Here is a 19,453-nt window from a genome sequence, read left to right on the forward strand (position 1 = left end):
TTTTCTCCACTTTAATTATTAAAATAAAGGATTATCTTTCTCCTTATCTACAAGATGTATTTCCTATATGTGAATCGAAAGAAAATAGATAATAGCGTAGAACATTGAAACAGAAAAGAGATGGTTTTGCCATCTCTTTTCTGTTTCAAATTACCCTTATCAAACCCTAGTTATGCACACCTAATTTTAACTAATAAAAACGAAAGACCTTATTACCATTTTTATTTACTAACAATCCTAAAATAAGAACGAACCGTCAACAAATAATAACCAATATAAATAACACTATACACACCGATGCTAATTAGTAACGGAAATGCAATTTCATACGGAAGTACTGTCGCTAATCCTGTTAGCGCAAATAAAGTGTGTAATATACCAACTACTAAAGGAATGAAGAAAATAAATCTCATTTGTTTTGCGATCGCTTTTTTCATTTCTTTTTTCGTGACACCTAGTTTTCGAAGAACGCTGTAACGCTCACGATCTGCATGTGCTTCTGTTAATTGTTTGAAATAAATAATAGACCCTGTTGCGAGCAAAAATACAAGCCCTAAGAACATACCACTAAACATCATTAAACCTGATATTTCAATACCATCACGGAAAATAGTATAGAAATCACTGAATTGTTCTTTACCTTCTGTATCTTCTTCCGGTATTAATTTCTTTAGTTTTTCTGTTAATACTTTACTATTTCTTTCATCTTTCACATCAATATTTTTCACAGTATGAGCTCCAATTGTCTTCTTCGCTTGCTCATACACTTCATCCGGAACGACAACTAGAAGTTCATATAAGTTTGTAATGTTTTTTGCTTGTACATCTTTCACTTGTACTGGTGCTACTTCTCCAATTTGAAATATAGCTTTTCGATTTTTATATACGCCGCTATCCCTCTTACCTTCACTGTACATACCATCAAATGCATACAATTCGTTGTTTTTTAAAGAAACGGTTTCTTCATTTAAATATTTTGCAATTTTATTAAATGATGACTGTGCGATAATTTCAGTTGTTCTTGAATGTAAACCATCTTTATTTGAAATATCATCCCCGTATTCACCTATCACTTTTACCGTCTCTAACTCATATTGATGAATGACTTCATTCTTTCCTTCTTTTAAAATCTCACTCACTTTACGATCCAATTCCATATCTGCCTTTTCATATGAATAACTAACTGGCTTATATTTTTTTGCTTGCATATATGTGTTGTAATACATTGTTACAGAAGTGCCAACTGCCGTTAACGTTACTGCGCTTAATACTGCAATTGTTGCTAACGATTTTGCATTTCCTTTAATGCGGTATAGTAACTGAGATGTCGTTACAATTTTCATTCCGTTATAAAATGAAGATTTTTTATTTCGCACTCTTTTTAATACAAAAACAGTAAAGAATTTAAATAATAAATACGTTCCAAGTACCGTGGCCAATAAAATATAAAGTGCAAGTGGCATAAATTTATCGCTGCTCACATTTTTAATAGCCGTTACTGACAAGAAATAACCCGAACCAATTAATAATAAAGAAATGATAGCCATTATTTTTGAACCTTTTGGCATGACTTCGCCTTCGTTATCTGCACGGAATAGCTCGATTAACTTAAATTGATAAATAACACGGTATCCTTTAAATGATGTATATAAAATAATGAAACAAAAAATAACTGCTGTATCTATAATCGCTCCAATTGGCACTTCAAAATGAACATTTACATGTAGCTCTAACATATTTAAAAGTAGCTTTAGGAATCCTTTTGAAAGTAAACTACCAATTACAATTCCGATTACTAACGATGATAAACCCATTAACATATTTTCATAAAAAAGCATTTTACCTATTTCTTTTTTTCGAATACCAAGTAAAGAATAAAGACCTATTTCTTTCTTACGCTTTCGTGTAAAGAAACCATTCGAATATATAATAAATATCGCAACGAAAATAATGAGCATTACACTCGCAAGCTGGAATCCTCGTCCAATATTATCTCCAGCTTCGCTTATTTGTGAATTGTATTGCAGCGCCTTAAACGTAAAATAAATGACGATGCTAAAAATCATGGAAGCAAAGTATATAAAATAATCTTTAAAATTCCGTTTTATATTCCGAAGCGCGATGCTAGACAAGCTCATTTGTAGCACCTCCAGAAATTGAAGACATCATATCAATAATTTGTTGGAAGAACTGTTTACGTGTCATCTCTTTACGATGTAATTCTTTATACAACTTTCCGTCTTTAATAAATACAACGCGTTTACAATAACTTGCTGCAAATGCATCATGCGTTACCATTAAAATCGTTACACGATCTTTTTCATTTAATGTCTTCATACTTTCTAATAAATCTGTCGCTGACTTCGAATCAAGCGCACCCGTTGGCTCATCTCCAAAAATCATACTTGGATTTGTTACAATCGCTCTTGATGCTGCACATCGTTGTTTTTGCCCACCTGACGCTTCATACGGATATTGATTTAAAATATGATTTATTCCAAACTTCTTCGCAATTTCCTCAACGCGAGCTTCTACTTCTTTCGCCTTCACTTTGGATAAGGCCAGCGGCAAAGCGATATTTTCTCGTACTGTTAACGTATCTAATAAGTTATAATCTTGAAAAATAAACCCTAAATGATTACGTCGGAATAACGCCAATTCATCATCATTCATCTTCACAATATCTTTTCCATCAATTAAGATCTCACCCTTCGAAGCTGTATCAATGGTAGAAAGTACATTCAAAAGTGTCGTCTTACCAGAACCAGATGGTCCCATAATACCGACAAACTCTCCTTCTTTCACCTGCAAATGAATATCTTTCAACGCTTCAAACGTATTCCCACCTGTATCATATATTTTCGAAATTCCTTTCGCCTCTAACATTGTTTTCACCTATTTGTACCTCCTGTTATGATTCTTGCTGTTCTCTTTAAGCAACAGAATTCAGTATAGATACATTTTCTTAACAAATAGTGATGGGGTTTCTTAATATTTTCTTAAAAAGAAAAATCCAAAATCATAAGAATTGATTTTGGATTTAATATAGTTAAAATATTAAATTACATTTCGAACAAAAAGGAGCAGAATTCCCTTTTCTAATTTTCGTATCACATTTTGGACAATATACATATCGTTCTTCTATTTTTTGGCGTTCTATCATATGTAAAGATACTATCCTCATACTACACATAATCCCAATTAATATGAGACTAACAATGAGTAGCATCACTCTCACTCCTCCCTCTCTATTTTACCATAAAATAACAAACCCGATTCTCTCATCAAGAATCGGGTTTATACTTACAATCCTAATTTTCCCTTCGCACCGTCAGGAATTTTATCTATCGTTACTTGCACTTTATCATGTAAAAACTTTCCTCTTGTAAGCACATGCCAGTACGAACCTTTTTGTAATTCACCTACTCCATCAATCGTTACTTCTTTTTCTTTCCCATCCTTATCGTAAGCTTTCACCTTATATTCACGGCCTTTATTTCCGCCTAACTCTTTTCCATCATTATCAATAATTGCGTAATGATTCTCTATATCAAGGAATGGGTTCATCTGATCTAATAGCTTACTCCCACTTAATAAATATGCCGCTCCTGCGACGATAACAATCATTGCTCCCAAAATAAATCTTTTCATCTATATTCCGCCTTTCATTATGTTTTTATTTATGACATTTCTAAGTATAGGGCGTATTTCTTAATAAAAACTCGTACGGTTTCTTAACTTTTTCTTAATGTAACAGGGCTTTGCATCCGAACTTCAATAAATGAATCCATATTAATAATAAAAGGAGGCTTTCGCCTCCTTTATTTACTCATCACTGTATTTCTTTTTTGTCTATATAAATAAAACACACTCACAATCAATACAATACTTCCGCCAAAATACAAACCATACTCTATCGCAACTGCTACAATTCTTTCAATATGTTGTCCAAATAAAGAACCTAGCACAAAGTAAACGAGTGTCCAAACAAATCCTGTCGTATAAGAATACAAAGCATACGTCTTAAATGACATGTTATTCATTCCAACTAAATACGGCACGATATGTCTTACAACTGGTATGAAATAGCTTGTAACTAACGCGTACTGTCCGTATTTATCAACCATTTCTTGTGATTTTATTAAATACTTCGCTTTTTTCTTTTTCATCAATTTATGGAGTACCTTCGTGCCAAATACCTTCCCTAATATATATCCTAAAGAAAGCCCTGATACAACACCTAAATATGTTAATACAAATGAAGGAACAACACTTAATATACCTACTGAAGATACGAAACCACCACTCATAACAATCATTTCATCTGGAATTGGCATACCGATAATACCTAACCATAAACAGAAAAATAATGCCCAATAACCGTATTGCTCGATATAGGATAATAATTCATGTAATTCCATTATGCATACGCTCTCCTTAGTTCTTTTTTGCAACTAAAGACGTAGGCTGGCGGGAAATTGAGCCATACTTTTTCTAGTGTAATTTCAGGGAAGAAATGCTGTATAAACCCTTTTTTCACAAGTGAATATTGAAATGTAATGAATTCACCATTCTCATGTATCGCTTCCATCGCATTATTTAAAATGCGCTTTGAAACTTCTTCTGGTAAAGAAGTGAAAGGCAACCCTGATAAAACGTAATCAATGCATTCTATATTGAGCTCCTCCATATACTTCTTTATATTTTCAGCTGAACCGTGTACAACAATGACATTCTGCTCATCTTTAAACTTTCTTTTTAATTCTTTGAAAAATACTTCATTAATTTCAATAAGAAGAAATATTGTTTCCTTCTTTTTTCTCTTCATAATCTCTTTCGTAAAAACCCCTGTGCCAGGCCCTAACTCTACAATACATTTCGCTTTATTAAATAAAATCAATTACATCGACCATTTTCTTTGCTAATATTTTTGAACTTGGCGCAATTGCACCAGTATGTTTTGGATGCTTTATAAATTCATGTAAAAATGTAATGAGCTGCATGTAAACCTCTCCTCATTCGTTCGATAGTTTTTAACTTGTGTCTAAGTATAACTATCGTTTCTTAATAAAAATTGAGGAAGTTTCTTAAGATTTTATGAAGAATAAAAAAAACAGCTATCGCGTGTAGCGATAGCTGCCCCTTATTACTTCGCACTCACGATCTTATAATAAGAACGAACCGTTAAGAAGTAATATCCAATATAAATCGCGCCGTATACTCCAATACTAATGAGAAGCGGAATCATAATTTCAAATGGTAGTATGTTCCCTAAACCTTTTAATGCAAACAAGCTGTGCAGGATTCCGATTACTAACGGAATCGCAAAGATAAAGCTTACTTGTTTTGCAATAGCTTTTTTCATTTCTTGTTTTGTGACCCCTATTTTGTGAAGTACAACATAACGCTCACGATCAGCATTTGCTTCTGTTAATTGTTTAAAGTAAATGATAGAACCTGTTGCTAGTAAGAATACAAGCCCTAAGAACATTCCAATAAACATCATTAATCCTGTTCCTTCAAGCCCCATATGGAAACCAGTATAGAAATCTCTAAATGATAACACCATTTCTGATTCACCAGCTGGCATCACTTTTGTTAATTTTTCCGTTAACACTTTACTGTTTTTCTCATCTTTCACATCAATATTTTTTACAATACGTGTTCCAAATGCTTGTTTCGCTTGTTCATACATTTCATCTGAAACGACAACAACTAATTCACCTAAATTTGTAATCGCAACGTCATTTGCACCTTGGATTTTTAACTGCTTCGTTTCGTTCCCAATTTGGAATACTGCTTTGTTTCCTTTATATTGTGGACTAAACTCATGTCCTTCAATATACGAACTATCATATATAAATGCTTCATCAGCAGCTACATTCACTGTTTCTGCGTCGATTTTCTTAGCAAGCTTATTAAATTCAGATTGAGACATAAATTGATATTTCTCTGAGATACTGTAGTTCATATTAAAGATGAAATCAACTTTATCTCCTTCAAACTTCCCTTTTACAGGAACTGTCTCAATTTCAAATTGCTCTTGGATCGGGTGATTTTTCTTCTCTTCTGCAAAAATCGCATTTACTTTCTTATCTAATTCTGCATCTTTCTTCTCATAAGAATAGCTATATGGTGCTACTGCTTTTGATTGCGTAAATGTGTTGTAATACATCGTAGCTGACGTACCAACCGCTGTTAATGTTACCGCGCTTAAAATAGAAATTGTAGCAAGTGACTTTGCATTTCCTTTAATACGATATAGTAGCTGTGACGTCGTTACCATATTCATACCGTTATAAAACGATGATTTATTCGTTCTTGCACGTTTCAATACAAATACTGTAAAGAACATAAATAGTAAGTACGTACCTAATACTGTTGCCAGTAAAATATAAAGTGCAACTGCCATAAAGTCTGCATATTTAACTGCCTTCATGAACATTAATGCTAAGAAATAACCTGAACCGATTAAGACAACTGAAATTAATGCCATAATGACAGATCCTTTTGGCATTGCTTCTCCTTCACGTTCTGCGCGGAAAAGTTCAATTAGCTTAAAGCGATAAATTAAACGATATCCTTGAAGTGATGTATATAAAATGATCACAAAGAAAATAAGTGCTGTATCAATAATGGCAGCCATCGGCACTTCAAAATGAACGTTTAAATTTAATCCCATCATGCTTACTAGCAGTTCAAGGAATAATTTTGAAAGAACACTACCAATCGCAATACCGATAATTAAAGACATTAATCCCATTAACATATTTTCATAAAAGAGCATTTTACCAATTTGTCTTTTACGGATACCTAATAACGAATATAAGCCAACTTCTTTTTTACGTTTACGTGTAAAAAATCCGTTCGAATATATAATAAACACTGCTACGAAAATGATAAGCATCACACTGGAAACTTGGAACGCTCCGCTAATTTTTTTTGAAGCTTCTGCTGCTTTTTCCATTTGTGAATTATATTGCAGTGCTTTAAATGTAAAATAAATAACGATACTAAAAATCATAGATGCGAAATATACAAAGTAGTCTTTAAAGTTCCGCTGTATGTTGCGGAGGGCAATGCTAGATAAGGTCATCAGCCATACCTCCAGAAATAGAAGACATTACGTCAACAATTTTTTGGAAGAACTGTTTACGCGTCGATTCACCGCGGTGCAATTCTTTATATAGTTCACCATCTTTAATGAAAATAACTCGTTTACAATAACTTGCTGCAAATGCATCATGCGTTACCATTAAAATTGTTGAGTTATCATATTCGTTTAACGACTTCATACTTTCAAGTAAATCTGTTGCAGATTTAGAATCAAGCGCTCCAGTTGGCTCGTCTCCGAAAATCATACTTGGATTCGTAACAATCGCACGTGATGCTGCGCAGCGCTGCTTCTGTCCACCAGATACTTGATATGGGAACTGACTTAAAATATGATCAATACCGAATTTCTTTGAGATTTCAAGAACGCGGCGATCAATCTCACTCGCTTTCACCTTTGATAACGCAAGTGGTAAAGCGATATTCTCTTTCACCGTTAACGTATCTAATAAGTTATAATCTTGGAAAATGAAACCTAAATGATCGCGGCGGAATAACGCTAACTTATCGTCATTCATTTTTACGATATCTTTTCCATCAATTAAAATTTCACCGTTCGTCGCATTATCAATTGTAGAAAGAACGTTTAGTAGAGTCGTCTTACCAGAACCAGAAGGTCCCATAATTCCAACGAACTCACCTTCTTTTACTTGTAAGTTAATACCTTTTAACGCTGCAAATTTATTACCACCCGTGTCATATACTTTTTCAATATTTTTTGCTTCTAGCACTGTTTTCATCTCGACATCCCTCATTTCATCTATTCTCTATTTTCAACTATATACACTCTCTACTCTTGCCACTATCGATGTTTCTTACACAAACATGACAGTTATGTAAGGCACATAAGTAAAGAAATCAAAAAGTTAACGTAATGAATTAAAGTACTTTGTTACTATAACATTGGGATATCATACCATCCATTCATTCTCCTTACAGGAACATTACAATTTTGTAAGGTAAAAAATGCACCTACAAAGTTGTGCACGAAATGTCGGATGGAGCTATTTCGTTCCTGCTATTCTATGTACAGAGGAGGTCATAATATGGATTCACTTAAAAATATGAATGCTGCAATGCAGTATATCGAAAACAACCTTACACATGAAATTGATTTTAAAGAAGTCGCAAAAATAGCTTACTGCTCCGAATATCATTTCAAGAGAATGTTTTCTTTTTTAGCTGGCATATCACTATCAGAATATATTCGCTGTAGACGTCTTACTCTCGCTGCCTTTGAACTAAAAAACAACAATGTAAAAGTCATTGATATCGCTATAAAATATGGATACAACTCACCAGATTCATTCGCTCGTGCATTTCAAAACTTGCACGGTATAACACCTTCAGAGGCCCGAAATAGTAGCCATTCTTTGAAGGCTTATTCACCAATGACCTTCCAATTATCCATTCTAGGAGGAAATGAAATGAACTATCGAATTGAAGAAAAAGAGCCCTTTCGAATTATAGGTATTACAAAACGAGTACCAATCGTTTTTAACGGTGTAAATGAAGAAATTGCTTCTATGTGGAAAAGTTTAAACCCAGAGTCTATTCAAACATTAAAGTCCCTTTCAAACATTGAACCTAATGGAATTATTAGTGCTTCTACTAATTTTTCTGAAGGAAGAATGGAGGAAAAAGGAGAACTTGATCACTATATTGGAGTAGCCACAACAAAGGATTATCCAGAGCAATTCGCGCAACTTGAAGTCGCAGCTTCAACATGGGCTATATTCGAAGCTGTCGGTCCATTTCCTGATGCACTACAAAATGTATGGGGGCGCATTTATTCTGAATGGTTCCCTTCTTCGAACTATGAACTAGCGGAAGGACCGGAAGTATTGTGGAATGAACAGAAAGACATATCTTCTCCAAACTTTAAAAGTGAAATTTGGATACCGGTTTTGAAGAAGTGATAAAAAAACAAAGCTGCTCTTCCCTAAAAGGAAAAGCAGCTTTATTTACATTTTCAACTCTTCTTTATAAATACTATATGACTTTATTGTTGATACGATAATACATATTAATATGATTCCAATCCCCATAAAAATATTAAATGGATCTGGAAGCAAAGCCCCGGCATATATACAAAGTGAACCTATTACAAATACCCTCGAAGCAAATCTATGTGTTTTTCTCCAAACTACAGGATTTTCTAATGTCCAGTCCATTCGAATGCCTACTAACCCGTTCGGCTTCGTTTGTTGCATGTAATTACCTAGTACAAGAAACAATGTTCCAAGTCCAAAATTAAATGCAATTGAGCCCGATGCAATATAATTAGACGCTGCTAATAGTGCAAATATGTTACATCCAAATCCGATAAAGAGAATGGCATAATTAATCGCTGAAAGAACTTTGGATTGCTGTGTAGACTTATCTTTTATGAATCCAAAAACTAGCCATATCATATAGAGCACTACCATACTACCTATCGAGAATGAACTTGCTTCTATTTTAGAAAAATATCCATCTACTACTCCTGCTGCATTATAATGGCGTGGAATTTGTTCTGGTAAATATGGCCATACAATATACCATCCAATTGCAATGCCAATAATTAAACTCCATGGTAATACGTGTCTTTTCATCCTCTCTCCCCCATAATTTTTTATTAGGCCCCTATTTCTTTTTTATAAGCAACATAAGAATATCCCATCGTTAATCCTACTGCACCAATAATAATTCCAACCATTACGAAAGATTTCCACGCCACTGGTGCAAAAACACTTAAAATCATAATGATCCCCAATGCAACAAACACCTTTCCGCTAAAACGGTGCGTTTTTCTCCACACTTCTTCGTTACTTAATGTCCACGGTGTTTTTATACCTACAAAGTAGTTTGGTTTACATTGTGGTAAATAGTTTCCGATGACTATAAATAAAATACCCACTAATAATTCCGGCACGCGATTAATGAATAAATTGTATCCTAATCCACTTGTAATAATATCTATATTCCCTACAAATAGTAGCAGTAGTATCCCGTTATTCATCATCATAAAAGCTTTAGAAAACTTCTCGTAGTTCGCTTTCTTTGGATCAATCTTTGGTAACACGTTTAGAAAAATATATAAAACAATCATAATTCCAACCATAGAAAGCATTCCATACGATTTAGAAGAATATCCATCTACTTTACCGCCGCTCCAATGCGTTGCAATTGTATCCGGTAAATGTGGCCAAGCAAACGCCCAAGCTAAACAAGTTATAACAATTAATAAGATTGCAAAAAGATGCTTTTTCATTTCCCCTCTTCCCCCTTATTCGTAAATGTAAACACCCAAGTCAATAAATCTTGAAAGACCGTTGTATTTAAAGAGTACACAACGAATTGCCCTTTCTTTTCATCTTGAATAAGTTCAGCATTTTTAAGTGCGCTTAAGTGGTGTGAAATACTGGGTTTTGTCATATTAAAATGTTCAGCAATCTCACCAGCGGTTAGATCACCTTCTTTTAATAAGTCTAAAATTTTTCGCCTTGTTGGATCTGCTAATGCTTTGAATGCTTGATTCAATGTCTTTCTTCCTTTCGATAATTAGACATTTAGATATTTATCTAAATGTTAAAATGATTACCGTTATTTGTCAATTGTATCCAGCGCCCTTTTTACTTTTCTCACTTTTAACCTATACTGTTTACTAGCTTATCTTTCAACATAATGAAAAGACTTGAAACACATGATACACTATAGCTACAATTGTTTTTTTGAGGAGGAATATACATATGTATAAAATTTTAATCGTTGAAGACGATCCAAATATTTCATCATTACTGCAATCTCACATTCAGAAGTACGGTTATGAGGCTGTGGTAGCGGAGAATTTCGATGATATTATGGAATCGTTTAACGCTGTGAAACCACATCTTGTTTTACTTGATGTAAACTTACCGAAATTCGATGGTTTCTACTGGTGCCGTCAAATTCGTCATGAATCTACTTGTCCAATTATTTTCATTTCAGCTCGTGCTGGTGAGATGGAACAAATTATGGCAATTGAAAGCGGTGCGGATGATTACATTACAAAACCGTTCCACTACGATGTTGTAATGGCGAAAATTAAAGGACAATTACGTCGTATTTACGGTGATTATGCACCAAATATTTCTGAACGTATCGTTGAAGTAGAAGGTTTAAAACTATTCCCAGAACGTCCTGAAATTCACTTCGGATCTGAACAAGTTCTTTTAACGAAGAAAGAAGCTATTTTAGCTGAAATGTTATTATCTAAATTCCCTCGTACAGCGAGCCGTGAAGATTTATTAGCTGCGCTTTGGGATGACGAGAGCTTCGTTGAAGAAAATACATTAAACGTAAACATTACGCGTCTTCGTAAAAAGTTTAATGAGCTTGGCATTGAGAACTCTATTGAAACAGTACGTGGACTTGGATATCGCTTTAACGCAACTTGGAGTGAATAAGCATGAAGCTATTTTTACGTGATCATTTTGCATTTTTCCTACTGTACGTTTTAAACTTCGGTATCATTTTCGTTCTTTATGATGCAGTAGATGGATTTCAAAACAATAAATTTTACTTCGTCGTTTTAAGTTTATATTTATTTATTTGTTTCCTCGCTTACCGTTACGTTCGCAATCGTAGAATGTACCATAGATTAAGTGAGCAACCAGAAAAAATGGAAGATGCGTTTATTGAAAGAGCGACTGCTCCGATGCCTCACGGTGTCAATGAACTCGTGCGTACGCAGTACCGCCTCTTCCAAAAAGAACTACAATCGTATGAAGTAAAACAACAAGAACATCAATTATTCATTAACCATTGGGTACATCAAATGAAGACACCTGTTTCTGTTATGCAGCTTATGGTGCTAGAAATGGAAGACGAGCATTTAATTCCAAAGTTTAAAAAAGAATTAGAGCGTCTAAACCAAGGACTTGATATGGCTTTATACATGGCTAGGTTAAATAACTTCCATGAAGATTTCCATGTCGAGACGATTTCATTAAAAGATACGGTAACAAAAAATATTAACGGATTAAAAGAACTATTCATTCGTAATGGTGTCTTCCCTGTTTTAGAAGTCCATTCTGATTTAAAAGTTGCTTCTGATGCGAAATGGCTAAAATTTATCATCTATCAGTTAATGACAAATGCTGTTCGTTACTCTGGGGAACGCGGAAAGAAAGTATTCTTATCTGCTTACCGAAACGGAAAAGATATTATTTTAGAAGTTCGCGATGAAGGTGTTGGTATTCCGCAAGAAGATATTCGAAGAGTATTTGAACCATTTTACACTGGGAAAAACGGTCGCGCATTCGGAGAATCTACTGGTATGGGACTTTATATTGTAAGTAAAATTTGTGATTATTTAGGTCACTCTGTCAAACTAGATTCTGAAGTTGGTAAAGGAACGACGATTAAAATCATCTTCCACAACGCTGCAAATAATCAAGCAGAACATACGGAGAAGGTGACCGAAGCATGATCGTAACATATGCAAGCAAAATGTATGAGAACTCACTCTCATACATTTTTTGCAATACAATTACTTCTATATCTTCTAGCCGGAGGTATAATCTATGACATTTTGGCAATTTGCATTTAAAAACGTCACGCGCAACTCAAGAGCTTATTTTGCTTACTTTGTAAGTAGCTCCTTTTCCATTGCTGTGTTCTTTTCGTTTGCTGTTTACTTATTCCATCCGAAATTACAAAACTTTGACATGACCTATGAAATTTCAGCATTAATGATATTTTCAGAAGTAGTAATTGTATTTTTCTCTTTCTTCTTTTTACTATATTCCATTGGTACTTTTTTAAAAGTTAGAAAAAAACAATTTGGTATTTTGACCATTTTAGGAATATCGAGAAAACAATTACATCGTCTTATTTTTATGGAGAATATGTTAATCGGGATTTTATCTATCTTTTTCGGCATGCAGTTTGGAGTTGTTTTTTCTCAATTTTTCTTATTAGTAACAGCCAAACTTACGCATGTTCCAGGAATATATTTATACGGGCCTACTAACGCGTTTATTTTAACAACCATTGTTTTCCTTAGTCTTTTTATCATTGTATCTGCATTCACACCAATGCTTATTCGTACAAAAAAAGCAGTACACCTTTTAAAAACAAATGGTGGAAAACAAAAAGAAAGAAAACCATCCATACTTGTTTCATTATTTGGTGCGATTTGTTTATTTGGTGGTTATGCGTTCGCTGGAAATCCTAAATATTTCGTATCAGTAAGCCCGCAAATCGGTGTTATATATATGGTTTCAAGTATTTTCGTTATCCCAACGCTTGTTACAATTGGAACATATTTCTTCTTTTCACAAATTAGTTTCTTACTTATTTATATTTTAAAGAAAAGAAGGAAGTTTTATATGAAACGGATTAATATGCTTTGGATTTCGGATTTAGCAAGCCGTATTCGAACGAATATTAATATGCTGTTTATTGTAGCGATGCTATCTACAATTGCTTTCACAATGATTACGTTTCTATATGGATTCGGGAAATTTATTAAGCTAGAGGTGAATAGAACTTCTCCTTTTCCAATTTCTTATTTTTCTTATGATGCGAACCCTTTTGTTACAGAGCATTTAAATTGGCTTGAGCAACAATTACAAAAAGAGCATTTCCCCTATCAAAAAATAAAAGCTGATATATATGAAACACCACTAAAAGAAGATAAAGATATAGCTATTTATAATGACGTATACGCAATTAAGCAAAGTGACTATAACAAACTTGCAGATTCTTTACGAATGAAACAACTATTTATGGATGATAACGAAGCATATGTGCTAACAGGGACATCTTATAACACCATATTCAACGAATTTGAGCAAAGCTACAAAAGAGATTACATTACACTCTCTAGTACAAATACGAAATTACGAGTGAAAGGCTATGAGCATGTGAATGCAATTCCATCTGGCTTTTCATATCAAACGATAGTTTTGCCTGATGTTATCGTAAATAACTTACCTAGCACCGTAAAGCATATATCAGCATACAATTACAAAATTCAAAACTGGGAACAGACATATGAAATTGCTGATAATTTTATAGAAAAAGTGCAAAAAGATCGAAATAAATCCCAGTATGAAGGACCTCTTATTCGTTCCTTTGAATCAGCAGGATCGTTATACAAAATAACATCAGGCAGTGCTGCATTTTTCCTAATTGGGACATTTTTAGGAGTTATTTTCTTCATTGGAGCTGGTAGCGTTCTTTACTTTAGAATGTATACGGATTTGACGAACGAACAAGAGAAATATATAACGATTTCTAAAATCGGTGTAACAGATACAGAGATGAAACGATCTGCAACCATTCAACTTAGTATTTTATTTTTCATTCCGTACATTATGGCATCCATTCATACAATGTTCGCAACAAAAATGCTACAAGATGTAATTGGTTTATCTCTGTTCAAAGAGGTTTCAGCCGTTCTTATTATTTTTGGATTCGTTGAAATTGTATTTTTCATATTCATTCGTTCACTTTATATGCAAAAATTATCACAATACACGAGTGGACAAAATATTTAAAACAAACTTGATGAAAAGAGTATTTCTTATGCTCTTCTCATCTTCACCCTATCAGGAGGTTCAGGTGAATGACATTTTGGCAGTTTGCATTTAAAAACGTGACGCGGAACGCCAGAGCTTATTTCGCCTATTTTGTAAGCAGTGCGTTCTCCATTGCAATCTTTTTCTCATTTGCAGTTTATTTATTTCATCCTAAATTGCATATGACAGACGTGAATTATTCTCTGAACATATTAATGACAATTTCAGAAGTTGTCATTGTGTTCTTTTCATTTTTCTTTTTACTGTATTCAATCGGGACCTTTTTAAAAGTACGAAAAAAACAGTTCGGGATTTTAACAGTACTTGGCATATCTCAAAAACAATTAAAGCGACTCATATTTATAGAAAATATGTTAATTGGTGCTCTTTCTATATTTTTTGGCATTCAACTTAGAGTTGTCTTTTCACAGTTCTTTTTATTAGTTACCGCCAAAATTACACACGTACCTGGTTTATATTTATATCCGCCTACAAGTGCTATCGTTTTAACTATCATCATCTTTCTTGGGCTCTTCATTCTCGTATCATCTTTTACACCGATGCTCATTCGTACGAGAAAAGCCGTACGTCTTTTAAAAGAAGGAACACAACAAAAAGAAAGAAAAGCATCCGTGCTCATCTCTCTATTTGGTGCGACGTGTTTAATATGTGGATATGCGTTAGCCGCAAATCCGTTGTATTTTATGTCGCTAGGTGACATCATTGGGCTTTTATATGCCGTCTCTAGTATATTTGTCATCCCATCGCTTATTGCAGCTGGAACATACTTTTTCTTTTCACAAATTAGTTTTTTACTTATTCGTATTTTAAAAACGCGAAGAACGTTTTATATGAAACGAATTAATATGCTTTGGATTTCGGATTTAGCAGCGCGCATTCGGACAAACATTAACATGCTCTTTATTGTAGCGATGCTATCAACACTCGCTTTTACAATGATTACATTCTTATACGGTTTTGGGAAATTTACAAAGTTTGATGCAATTAGACAGAACCCTTTCCCGTTTACGTATTTATCGCATACTGAAAATACATTAGCTGATGAACATTTAAACTGGTTAGAGCAGAAATTTAATGAAGAGCACTTTACTTATACAAAATTTAAAACGGATATATATGAGGTATCTTCAGCTGAAGATAACACGCAGCTCTATTACGCAATTAAACAAAGTGACTATAATGTACTTGCTAAAGCATTAAATTGGGAAAAACTCACGGTAAATAAGAATGAATCTTATATTCTTATGAAAGACTTAGATGATCAAGTTATTGGAACACTTCACAATGAAGAAAAGAAAAATACTCTTACACTTACTCAAAACAATTTACAACTACAAGTGAAAGAATATAAAAGTTATAGCCCATTCCCAAACAGCTTAATATACCAATTACTCATACTATCTGATGAAAATGTAGAATCCTTATCCACAGTTTCCAAACAAATGAGTGTATATAACTTCAAAGTTACAGATTGGGAAAAAGCACATAATATCGGTTCATCGTTTATAACAAAAATTGATAACGATAATGCAGCAATTCAAGCAGAGCATCCACCTTTCCATGCAAGTGAAGCGAGCGATTCCCTATATAAGACAAAACTAAATGTCGCTTCGTTCTTCTTAATTGGTACTTTCTTAGGTGTTATCTTCTTTATCGGTGCTGGTAGTGTTCTTTACTTCCGAATGTATACAGATTTAACAAATGAGCAAGAAAAATATATAACGATTACGAAAATTGGCTTAACTGAAACTGAAATGAAACGTTCAGCGACAATTCAGCTTGCGATTCTTTTCTTCGTGCCTTACATCATGGCGTCAATCCATACGATGTTTGCGACAAAGATGCTACAAGAAGTTTTACATCTCTCGTTCTTCGCTGAGATTACAGTCGTACTGTTGATTTTTGGAACAGTTGAAATTTTATTTTTCCTTTTAATTCGTTCCTTTTATATGCAAAAATTATCACAACATATTAAGTTTTAAAAGTAGAAAGGTGATTACTATGGAAGAAGTATTACACATAAAAAACGTCTCAAAAGTATATGAGGGAAAAGTCCCTCATACTGCTTTAAAAAATATAAATTTACACGTAGATAAAGGGGAATTCGTTGCCATTATGGGTCCATCTGGTAGCGGGAAATCTACATTTTTAAACGTTATTTCTACAATTGATTCTCCTACTTCTGGTGACGTCGTTATTAACGGAAAAAAACCACACACATTTCGTAGAGAGAAGTTAGCTATTTTCCGCCGCCAAGAGTTAGGATTTGTTTTCCAAAACTTTAACCTACTAGATACACTAACAATCGGTGAAAATATCGTACTACCTTTAACATTAGATAATGTTCCATTAAAAGAAATGGATGAAAAGCTTGATAACATTTCAAAAAAGCTTGGAATTGATCATATTTTGGACAAACGTATTTTTGAAGTTTCTGGAGGACAAGCACAGCGTACTGCAGTAGCACGTGCTGTTATTCATCACCCTTCTCTCTTACTAGCCGATGAACCGACAGGGAACCTGGATTCAAAAGCCGCTATTGATGTAATGGAGTTATTTACGAAATTAAACAAAGAAGAAGATGCAACGATTTTAATGGTTACGCACGATCCGTTTGCAGCAAGTTATTGTAACCGTGTTATTTTCATTAAAGATGGAGAGCTTTACAATGAACTGCACCGCGGATTATATCGCGAGAAGTTTTATCAAGAAATATTAGATGTTCTAGCCTTATTAGGAGGAAGACGTGGATGACGTTTTGGCAATTCGCATTTAAAAATGTCTCACGTAATTCAAAAGCATATTTCGCCTACTTTGTAAGTAGTGCGTTTTCTATCATGGTTTTCTTTTCATTTACTGTATACGCGTATCATCCACGCTTACAGAGTGTACAAAGCTTTCAAGAACGTGATCCTCTAATGAATTTAGCTAGTACAGCACAGCTTGTGATTGTTATGTTCTCGTTCTTCTTTCTCTTATATTCAATTGGAACATTTTTAAATGTGCGGAAGCAGCAATTCGGGATACTCACTATTCTTGGCATCTCACAGAGACAATTAAAAAGATTGTTATTTACCGAAAACATGATAATTGGGATATTATCCATCTTTATCGGCATTCAAGGTGGACTTGTATTTTCTAACTTTTTCTTATTAGTCACTTCGAAATTAACAAACGCGAAAGGTCTCTATTTATATTGGCCAACAGAAGCGATTATCGTTACAACCGTAACGTTTATCATTTTATTTTTAATCGTTTCTACATTTACACCAATGTTTATTCGTACTCGAAAAACAACGAAGCTTATTAAGGGTGTTAACAAAGAGAAGAGCGAAAAAAAACCATCTATACTCATTTCACTATTTGCTTTAACTTGTTTAGGACTATGTTATTATATTGCCGGTTATCCGCAAGGCTACATAACGGAAAAAAATGCACAAAATGGATCTGTATTCTTAATTATGCTATCTATTTTACCGCTTGTAGTGATTGGGACGTATTTATTTTTTTCACAAACATTTCTTCTCTTTATCTATATTTTAAAGAAACGAAGAAAGTTTTACTTAAAACAAATAAATATGTTATGGATTTCAGATTTAGTTTCTCGTACACGCAGTAATATTAATGTACTCTTTATTGTTTCTATGCTATCTGCACTTGCATTTACAATTATTATCGGGTTATTTGCTGCAAACAATAATACGAAAGCACCCATACTAGAACGATATCCAATACCATTCACCTATACATCAGAAGGTGTTAATGCATTTGAACAAAAGCATATTACTACGATTGAAACTGAACTTACAAATGCTAATTTTCAATATGACAAATATAAGTTTACCGTTTTAAAAGATACAGCTTCAAAAGAATCAATTGCCATTATGAAAATGAGTGATTATAACGCAATAGCACAGCAATTAAACAGACCAAAAATCACTCTCGATTCTTCACAAGTTTATAATATTTCTCGCTATTCACCAGCGTTATTAAATCTAGTGTCTAACCCATTTGCGAAGCAGAACACAATTACACTTGGCTCTAATAAAAAGGAATTTCAAATTAAAGGTTTTATTAATAGAGGAATTGAGCCTCCCTTTGCATTACCTCACTTAATTGTGATGCAAGATGAAGTAATTGAAAATATGATTCCTCATATTGAAACAATTACAGTCTATAACTACTTCGTGGAAAATTGGGAAAATGCAATTGTCCCAACAAAAAATATATTAAAAAGCTTAGATCATGATGCAGAAATTTTGTATGAAGCACATAAAAATGAAGAAAATTTCATTAAACCATTTTATATTTATACAGCTACGGATGAACTCGTTCATAGTAAAGGAAATGCAGTCGCTCAATTCTTTATTTGGGCATTTCTCGGCTTTATTTTCTTTATCGGAGCAGCTAGTGTTTTATATTTCCGTATGTATAATGACTTAACAACTGAAAGACAAAAGTATATTACGATTACAAAGCTTGGCTTAACTGAATCAGAAATGTTTCGCTCTGCAACGATTCAATTAGGAATTTTATTTTTCGTTCCTTACATCGTTGCTGGTGTTCACACATTATTTGCGGTTAAGTTTTTACAAAGCATGTTTTCTTTCTCCTTATTAAAAGAGACATGTATCGTACTCACCTTTTTCGGGATTATCGAGATCATTTTCTTCTTCTTAATCCGTTCTCTGTACATTAATAAATTATCACAGCATATAAAAATATGAATAAAATAGCCTTGTGCAATATGCACAAGGCTATTTTCAATAGTT

The 19,453-nt window shown here is 33.7% G+C and carries 17 protein-coding genes and 1 pseudogene; 7 read left to right on the plus strand and 11 right to left on the minus strand.

The window, feature by feature from the left end; translation table 11 throughout:
- Positions 1-221 precede the first annotated feature (221 nt).
- The 8 genes and pseudogenes from ACQRBL_RS24165 to ACQRBL_RS24200 form a co-directional block, all read right to left on the minus strand.
- Positions 222-2,138: an ABC transporter permease gene (locus ACQRBL_RS24165; RefSeq protein WP_097920458.1), complete on the minus strand. Its 1,917-nt coding sequence runs from the start codon at positions 2,136-2,138 to the stop codon at positions 222-224.
- Entirely contained in the window at positions 2,125-2,895 is a 771-nt protein-coding gene (locus ACQRBL_RS24170; RefSeq protein WP_000855627.1) for an ABC transporter ATP-binding protein, read from the minus strand. Before ACQRBL_RS24170 ends, ACQRBL_RS24165 begins: the two co-directional genes overlap by 14 nt.
- 154 nt (positions 2,896-3,049) lie before the next feature.
- Positions 3,050-3,229 carry a hypothetical protein gene (locus ACQRBL_RS24175; protein WP_000924675.1) on the minus strand — a complete coding sequence of 60 codons (180 nt, stop codon included), beginning with the start codon at positions 3,227-3,229 and terminating at the stop codon, positions 3,050-3,052.
- Positions 3,230-3,303: 74 nt separating this feature from the next.
- A complete protein-coding gene (locus ACQRBL_RS24180; RefSeq protein ID WP_000819383.1) occupies positions 3,304-3,651 on the minus strand; it encodes a YxeA family protein in 348 nt (115 codons plus the stop codon).
- Positions 3,652-3,821: 170 nt separating this feature from the next.
- Positions 3,822-4,421, minus strand: a complete 600-nt coding sequence (locus tag ACQRBL_RS24185; protein WP_000418942.1) for a DedA family protein — start codon at positions 4,419-4,421, stop codon at positions 3,822-3,824.
- A pseudogene (locus ACQRBL_RS24190) lies at positions 4,421-5,003 on the minus strand (class I SAM-dependent methyltransferase). Before ACQRBL_RS24190 ends, ACQRBL_RS24185 begins: the two are co-directional and overlap by 1 nt.
- Positions 5,004-5,146: 143 nt before the next feature.
- Positions 5,147-7,096, minus strand: a complete 1,950-nt coding sequence (locus tag ACQRBL_RS24195; protein ID WP_411995730.1) for an ABC transporter permease — start codon at positions 7,094-7,096, stop codon at positions 5,147-5,149.
- Positions 7,083-7,853, minus strand: coding sequence for an ABC transporter ATP-binding protein (locus tag ACQRBL_RS24200; RefSeq protein ID WP_000859655.1), 771 nt, complete (start codon positions 7,851-7,853; stop codon positions 7,083-7,085). Before ACQRBL_RS24200 ends, ACQRBL_RS24195 begins: the two co-directional genes overlap by 14 nt.
- Before the next feature lie 306 nt (positions 7,854-8,159).
- Between ACQRBL_RS24200 and ACQRBL_RS24205 the strand changes: the two genes are divergently transcribed.
- Positions 8,160-9,032, plus strand: a complete 873-nt coding sequence (locus tag ACQRBL_RS24205) for an AraC family transcriptional regulator (RefSeq protein WP_411995729.1) — start codon at positions 8,160-8,162, stop codon at positions 9,030-9,032.
- A gap of 45 nt (positions 9,033-9,077) precedes the next feature.
- Here ACQRBL_RS24205 and ACQRBL_RS24210 read toward each other — a convergent pair whose 3' ends face one another.
- From ACQRBL_RS24210 to ACQRBL_RS24220, 3 genes are read right to left on the minus strand one after another with little or no spacing between them, the layout of a single operon-like run.
- The gene (locus tag ACQRBL_RS24210) at positions 9,078-9,707 is read right to left on the minus strand and encodes an SdpI family protein (protein WP_000820672.1); all 630 of its coding nucleotides are present in this window, start codon (positions 9,705-9,707) and stop codon (positions 9,078-9,080) included.
- Positions 9,708-9,730: 23 nt separating this feature from the next.
- Positions 9,731-10,366, minus strand: coding sequence for an SdpI family protein (locus ACQRBL_RS24215; RefSeq protein WP_000716363.1), 636 nt, complete (start codon positions 10,364-10,366; stop codon positions 9,731-9,733).
- Entirely contained in the window at positions 10,363-10,635 is a 273-nt protein-coding gene (locus ACQRBL_RS24220) for an autorepressor SdpR family transcription factor (RefSeq protein ID WP_001070531.1), read from the minus strand. The genes ACQRBL_RS24215 and ACQRBL_RS24220 overlap by 4 nt, the downstream gene beginning before the upstream one ends.
- 209 nt (positions 10,636-10,844) lie before the next feature.
- Between ACQRBL_RS24220 and ACQRBL_RS24225 the strand changes: the two genes are divergently transcribed.
- From ACQRBL_RS24225 to ACQRBL_RS24250, 6 genes are all read left to right on the plus strand, one after another.
- Positions 10,845-11,540, plus strand: coding sequence for a response regulator transcription factor (locus tag ACQRBL_RS24225; RefSeq protein WP_000276738.1), 696 nt, complete (start codon positions 10,845-10,847; stop codon positions 11,538-11,540).
- Between the two features lie 2 nt (positions 11,541-11,542).
- Positions 11,543-12,565 (plus strand): sensor histidine kinase, encoded by a 1,023-nt coding sequence (locus ACQRBL_RS24230; protein ID WP_000765341.1) that lies wholly within the window; start codon positions 11,543-11,545, stop codon positions 12,563-12,565.
- A gap of 94 nt (positions 12,566-12,659) precedes the next feature.
- Positions 12,660-14,639, plus strand: coding sequence for an FtsX-like permease family protein (locus ACQRBL_RS24235; protein WP_411995728.1), 1,980 nt, complete (start codon positions 12,660-12,662; stop codon positions 14,637-14,639).
- A 68-nt stretch (positions 14,640-14,707) separates the two neighbouring features.
- A complete protein-coding gene (locus ACQRBL_RS24240; protein ID WP_411995727.1) occupies positions 14,708-16,663 on the plus strand; it encodes an FtsX-like permease family protein in 1,956 nt (651 codons plus the stop codon).
- Between the two features lie 19 nt (positions 16,664-16,682).
- Positions 16,683-17,435, plus strand: coding sequence for an ABC transporter ATP-binding protein (locus tag ACQRBL_RS24245; protein ID WP_000393250.1), 753 nt, complete (start codon positions 16,683-16,685; stop codon positions 17,433-17,435).
- Entirely contained in the window at positions 17,432-19,408 is a 1,977-nt protein-coding gene (locus ACQRBL_RS24250; protein WP_000144950.1) for an FtsX-like permease family protein, read from the plus strand. The genes ACQRBL_RS24245 and ACQRBL_RS24250 overlap by 4 nt, the downstream gene beginning before the upstream one ends.
- The last annotated feature ends 45 nt before the right edge of the window (positions 19,409-19,453 follow it).

Source organism: Bacillus sp. AF62 (assembly GCF_050312695.1).
GTDB lineage: Bacteria > Bacillota > Bacilli > Bacillales > Bacillaceae_G > Bacillus_A > Bacillus_A cereus.

Excerpts from the sequence above, each read along its gene's own strand:
- ACQRBL_RS24230 (WP_000765341.1), top strand. The coding sequence starts at position 11,543 with ATGAAGCTATTTTTACGTGATCATTTTGCATTTTTCCTACTGTACGTT.
- ACQRBL_RS24195 (WP_411995730.1), bottom strand. The coding sequence starts at position 7,096 with ATGACCTTATCTAGCATTGCCCTCCGCAACATACAGCGGAACTTTAAA.
- ACQRBL_RS24185 (WP_000418942.1), bottom strand. The coding sequence starts at position 4,421 with ATGGAATTACATGAATTATTATCCTATATCGAGCAATACGGTTATTGG.
- ACQRBL_RS24205 (WP_411995729.1), top strand. The coding sequence starts at position 8,160 with ATGGATTCACTTAAAAATATGAATGCTGCAATGCAGTATATCGAAAAC.
- ACQRBL_RS24250 (WP_000144950.1), top strand. The coding sequence starts at position 17,432 with ATGACGTTTTGGCAATTCGCATTTAAAAATGTCTCACGTAATTCAAAA.
- ACQRBL_RS24175 (WP_000924675.1), bottom strand. The coding sequence starts at position 3,229 with ATGCTACTCATTGTTAGTCTCATATTAATTGGGATTATGTGTAGTATG.
- ACQRBL_RS24215 (WP_000716363.1), bottom strand. The coding sequence starts at position 10,366 with ATGAAAAAGCATCTTTTTGCAATCTTATTAATTGTTATAACTTGTTTA.
- ACQRBL_RS24245 (WP_000393250.1), top strand. The coding sequence starts at position 16,683 with ATGGAAGAAGTATTACACATAAAAAACGTCTCAAAAGTATATGAGGGA.
- ACQRBL_RS24240 (WP_411995727.1), top strand. The coding sequence starts at position 14,708 with ATGACATTTTGGCAGTTTGCATTTAAAAACGTGACGCGGAACGCCAGA.
- ACQRBL_RS24180 (WP_000819383.1), bottom strand. The coding sequence starts at position 3,651 with ATGAAAAGATTTATTTTGGGAGCAATGATTGTTATCGTCGCAGGAGCG.
- ACQRBL_RS24200 (WP_000859655.1), bottom strand. The coding sequence starts at position 7,853 with ATGAAAACAGTGCTAGAAGCAAAAAATATTGAAAAAGTATATGACACG.
- ACQRBL_RS24165 (WP_097920458.1), bottom strand. The coding sequence starts at position 2,138 with ATGAGCTTGTCTAGCATCGCGCTTCGGAATATAAAACGGAATTTTAAA.
- ACQRBL_RS24225 (WP_000276738.1), top strand. The coding sequence starts at position 10,845 with ATGTATAAAATTTTAATCGTTGAAGACGATCCAAATATTTCATCATTA.
- ACQRBL_RS24235 (WP_411995728.1), top strand. The coding sequence starts at position 12,660 with ATGACATTTTGGCAATTTGCATTTAAAAACGTCACGCGCAACTCAAGA.
- ACQRBL_RS24210 (WP_000820672.1), bottom strand. The coding sequence starts at position 9,707 with ATGAAAAGACACGTATTACCATGGAGTTTAATTATTGGCATTGCAATT.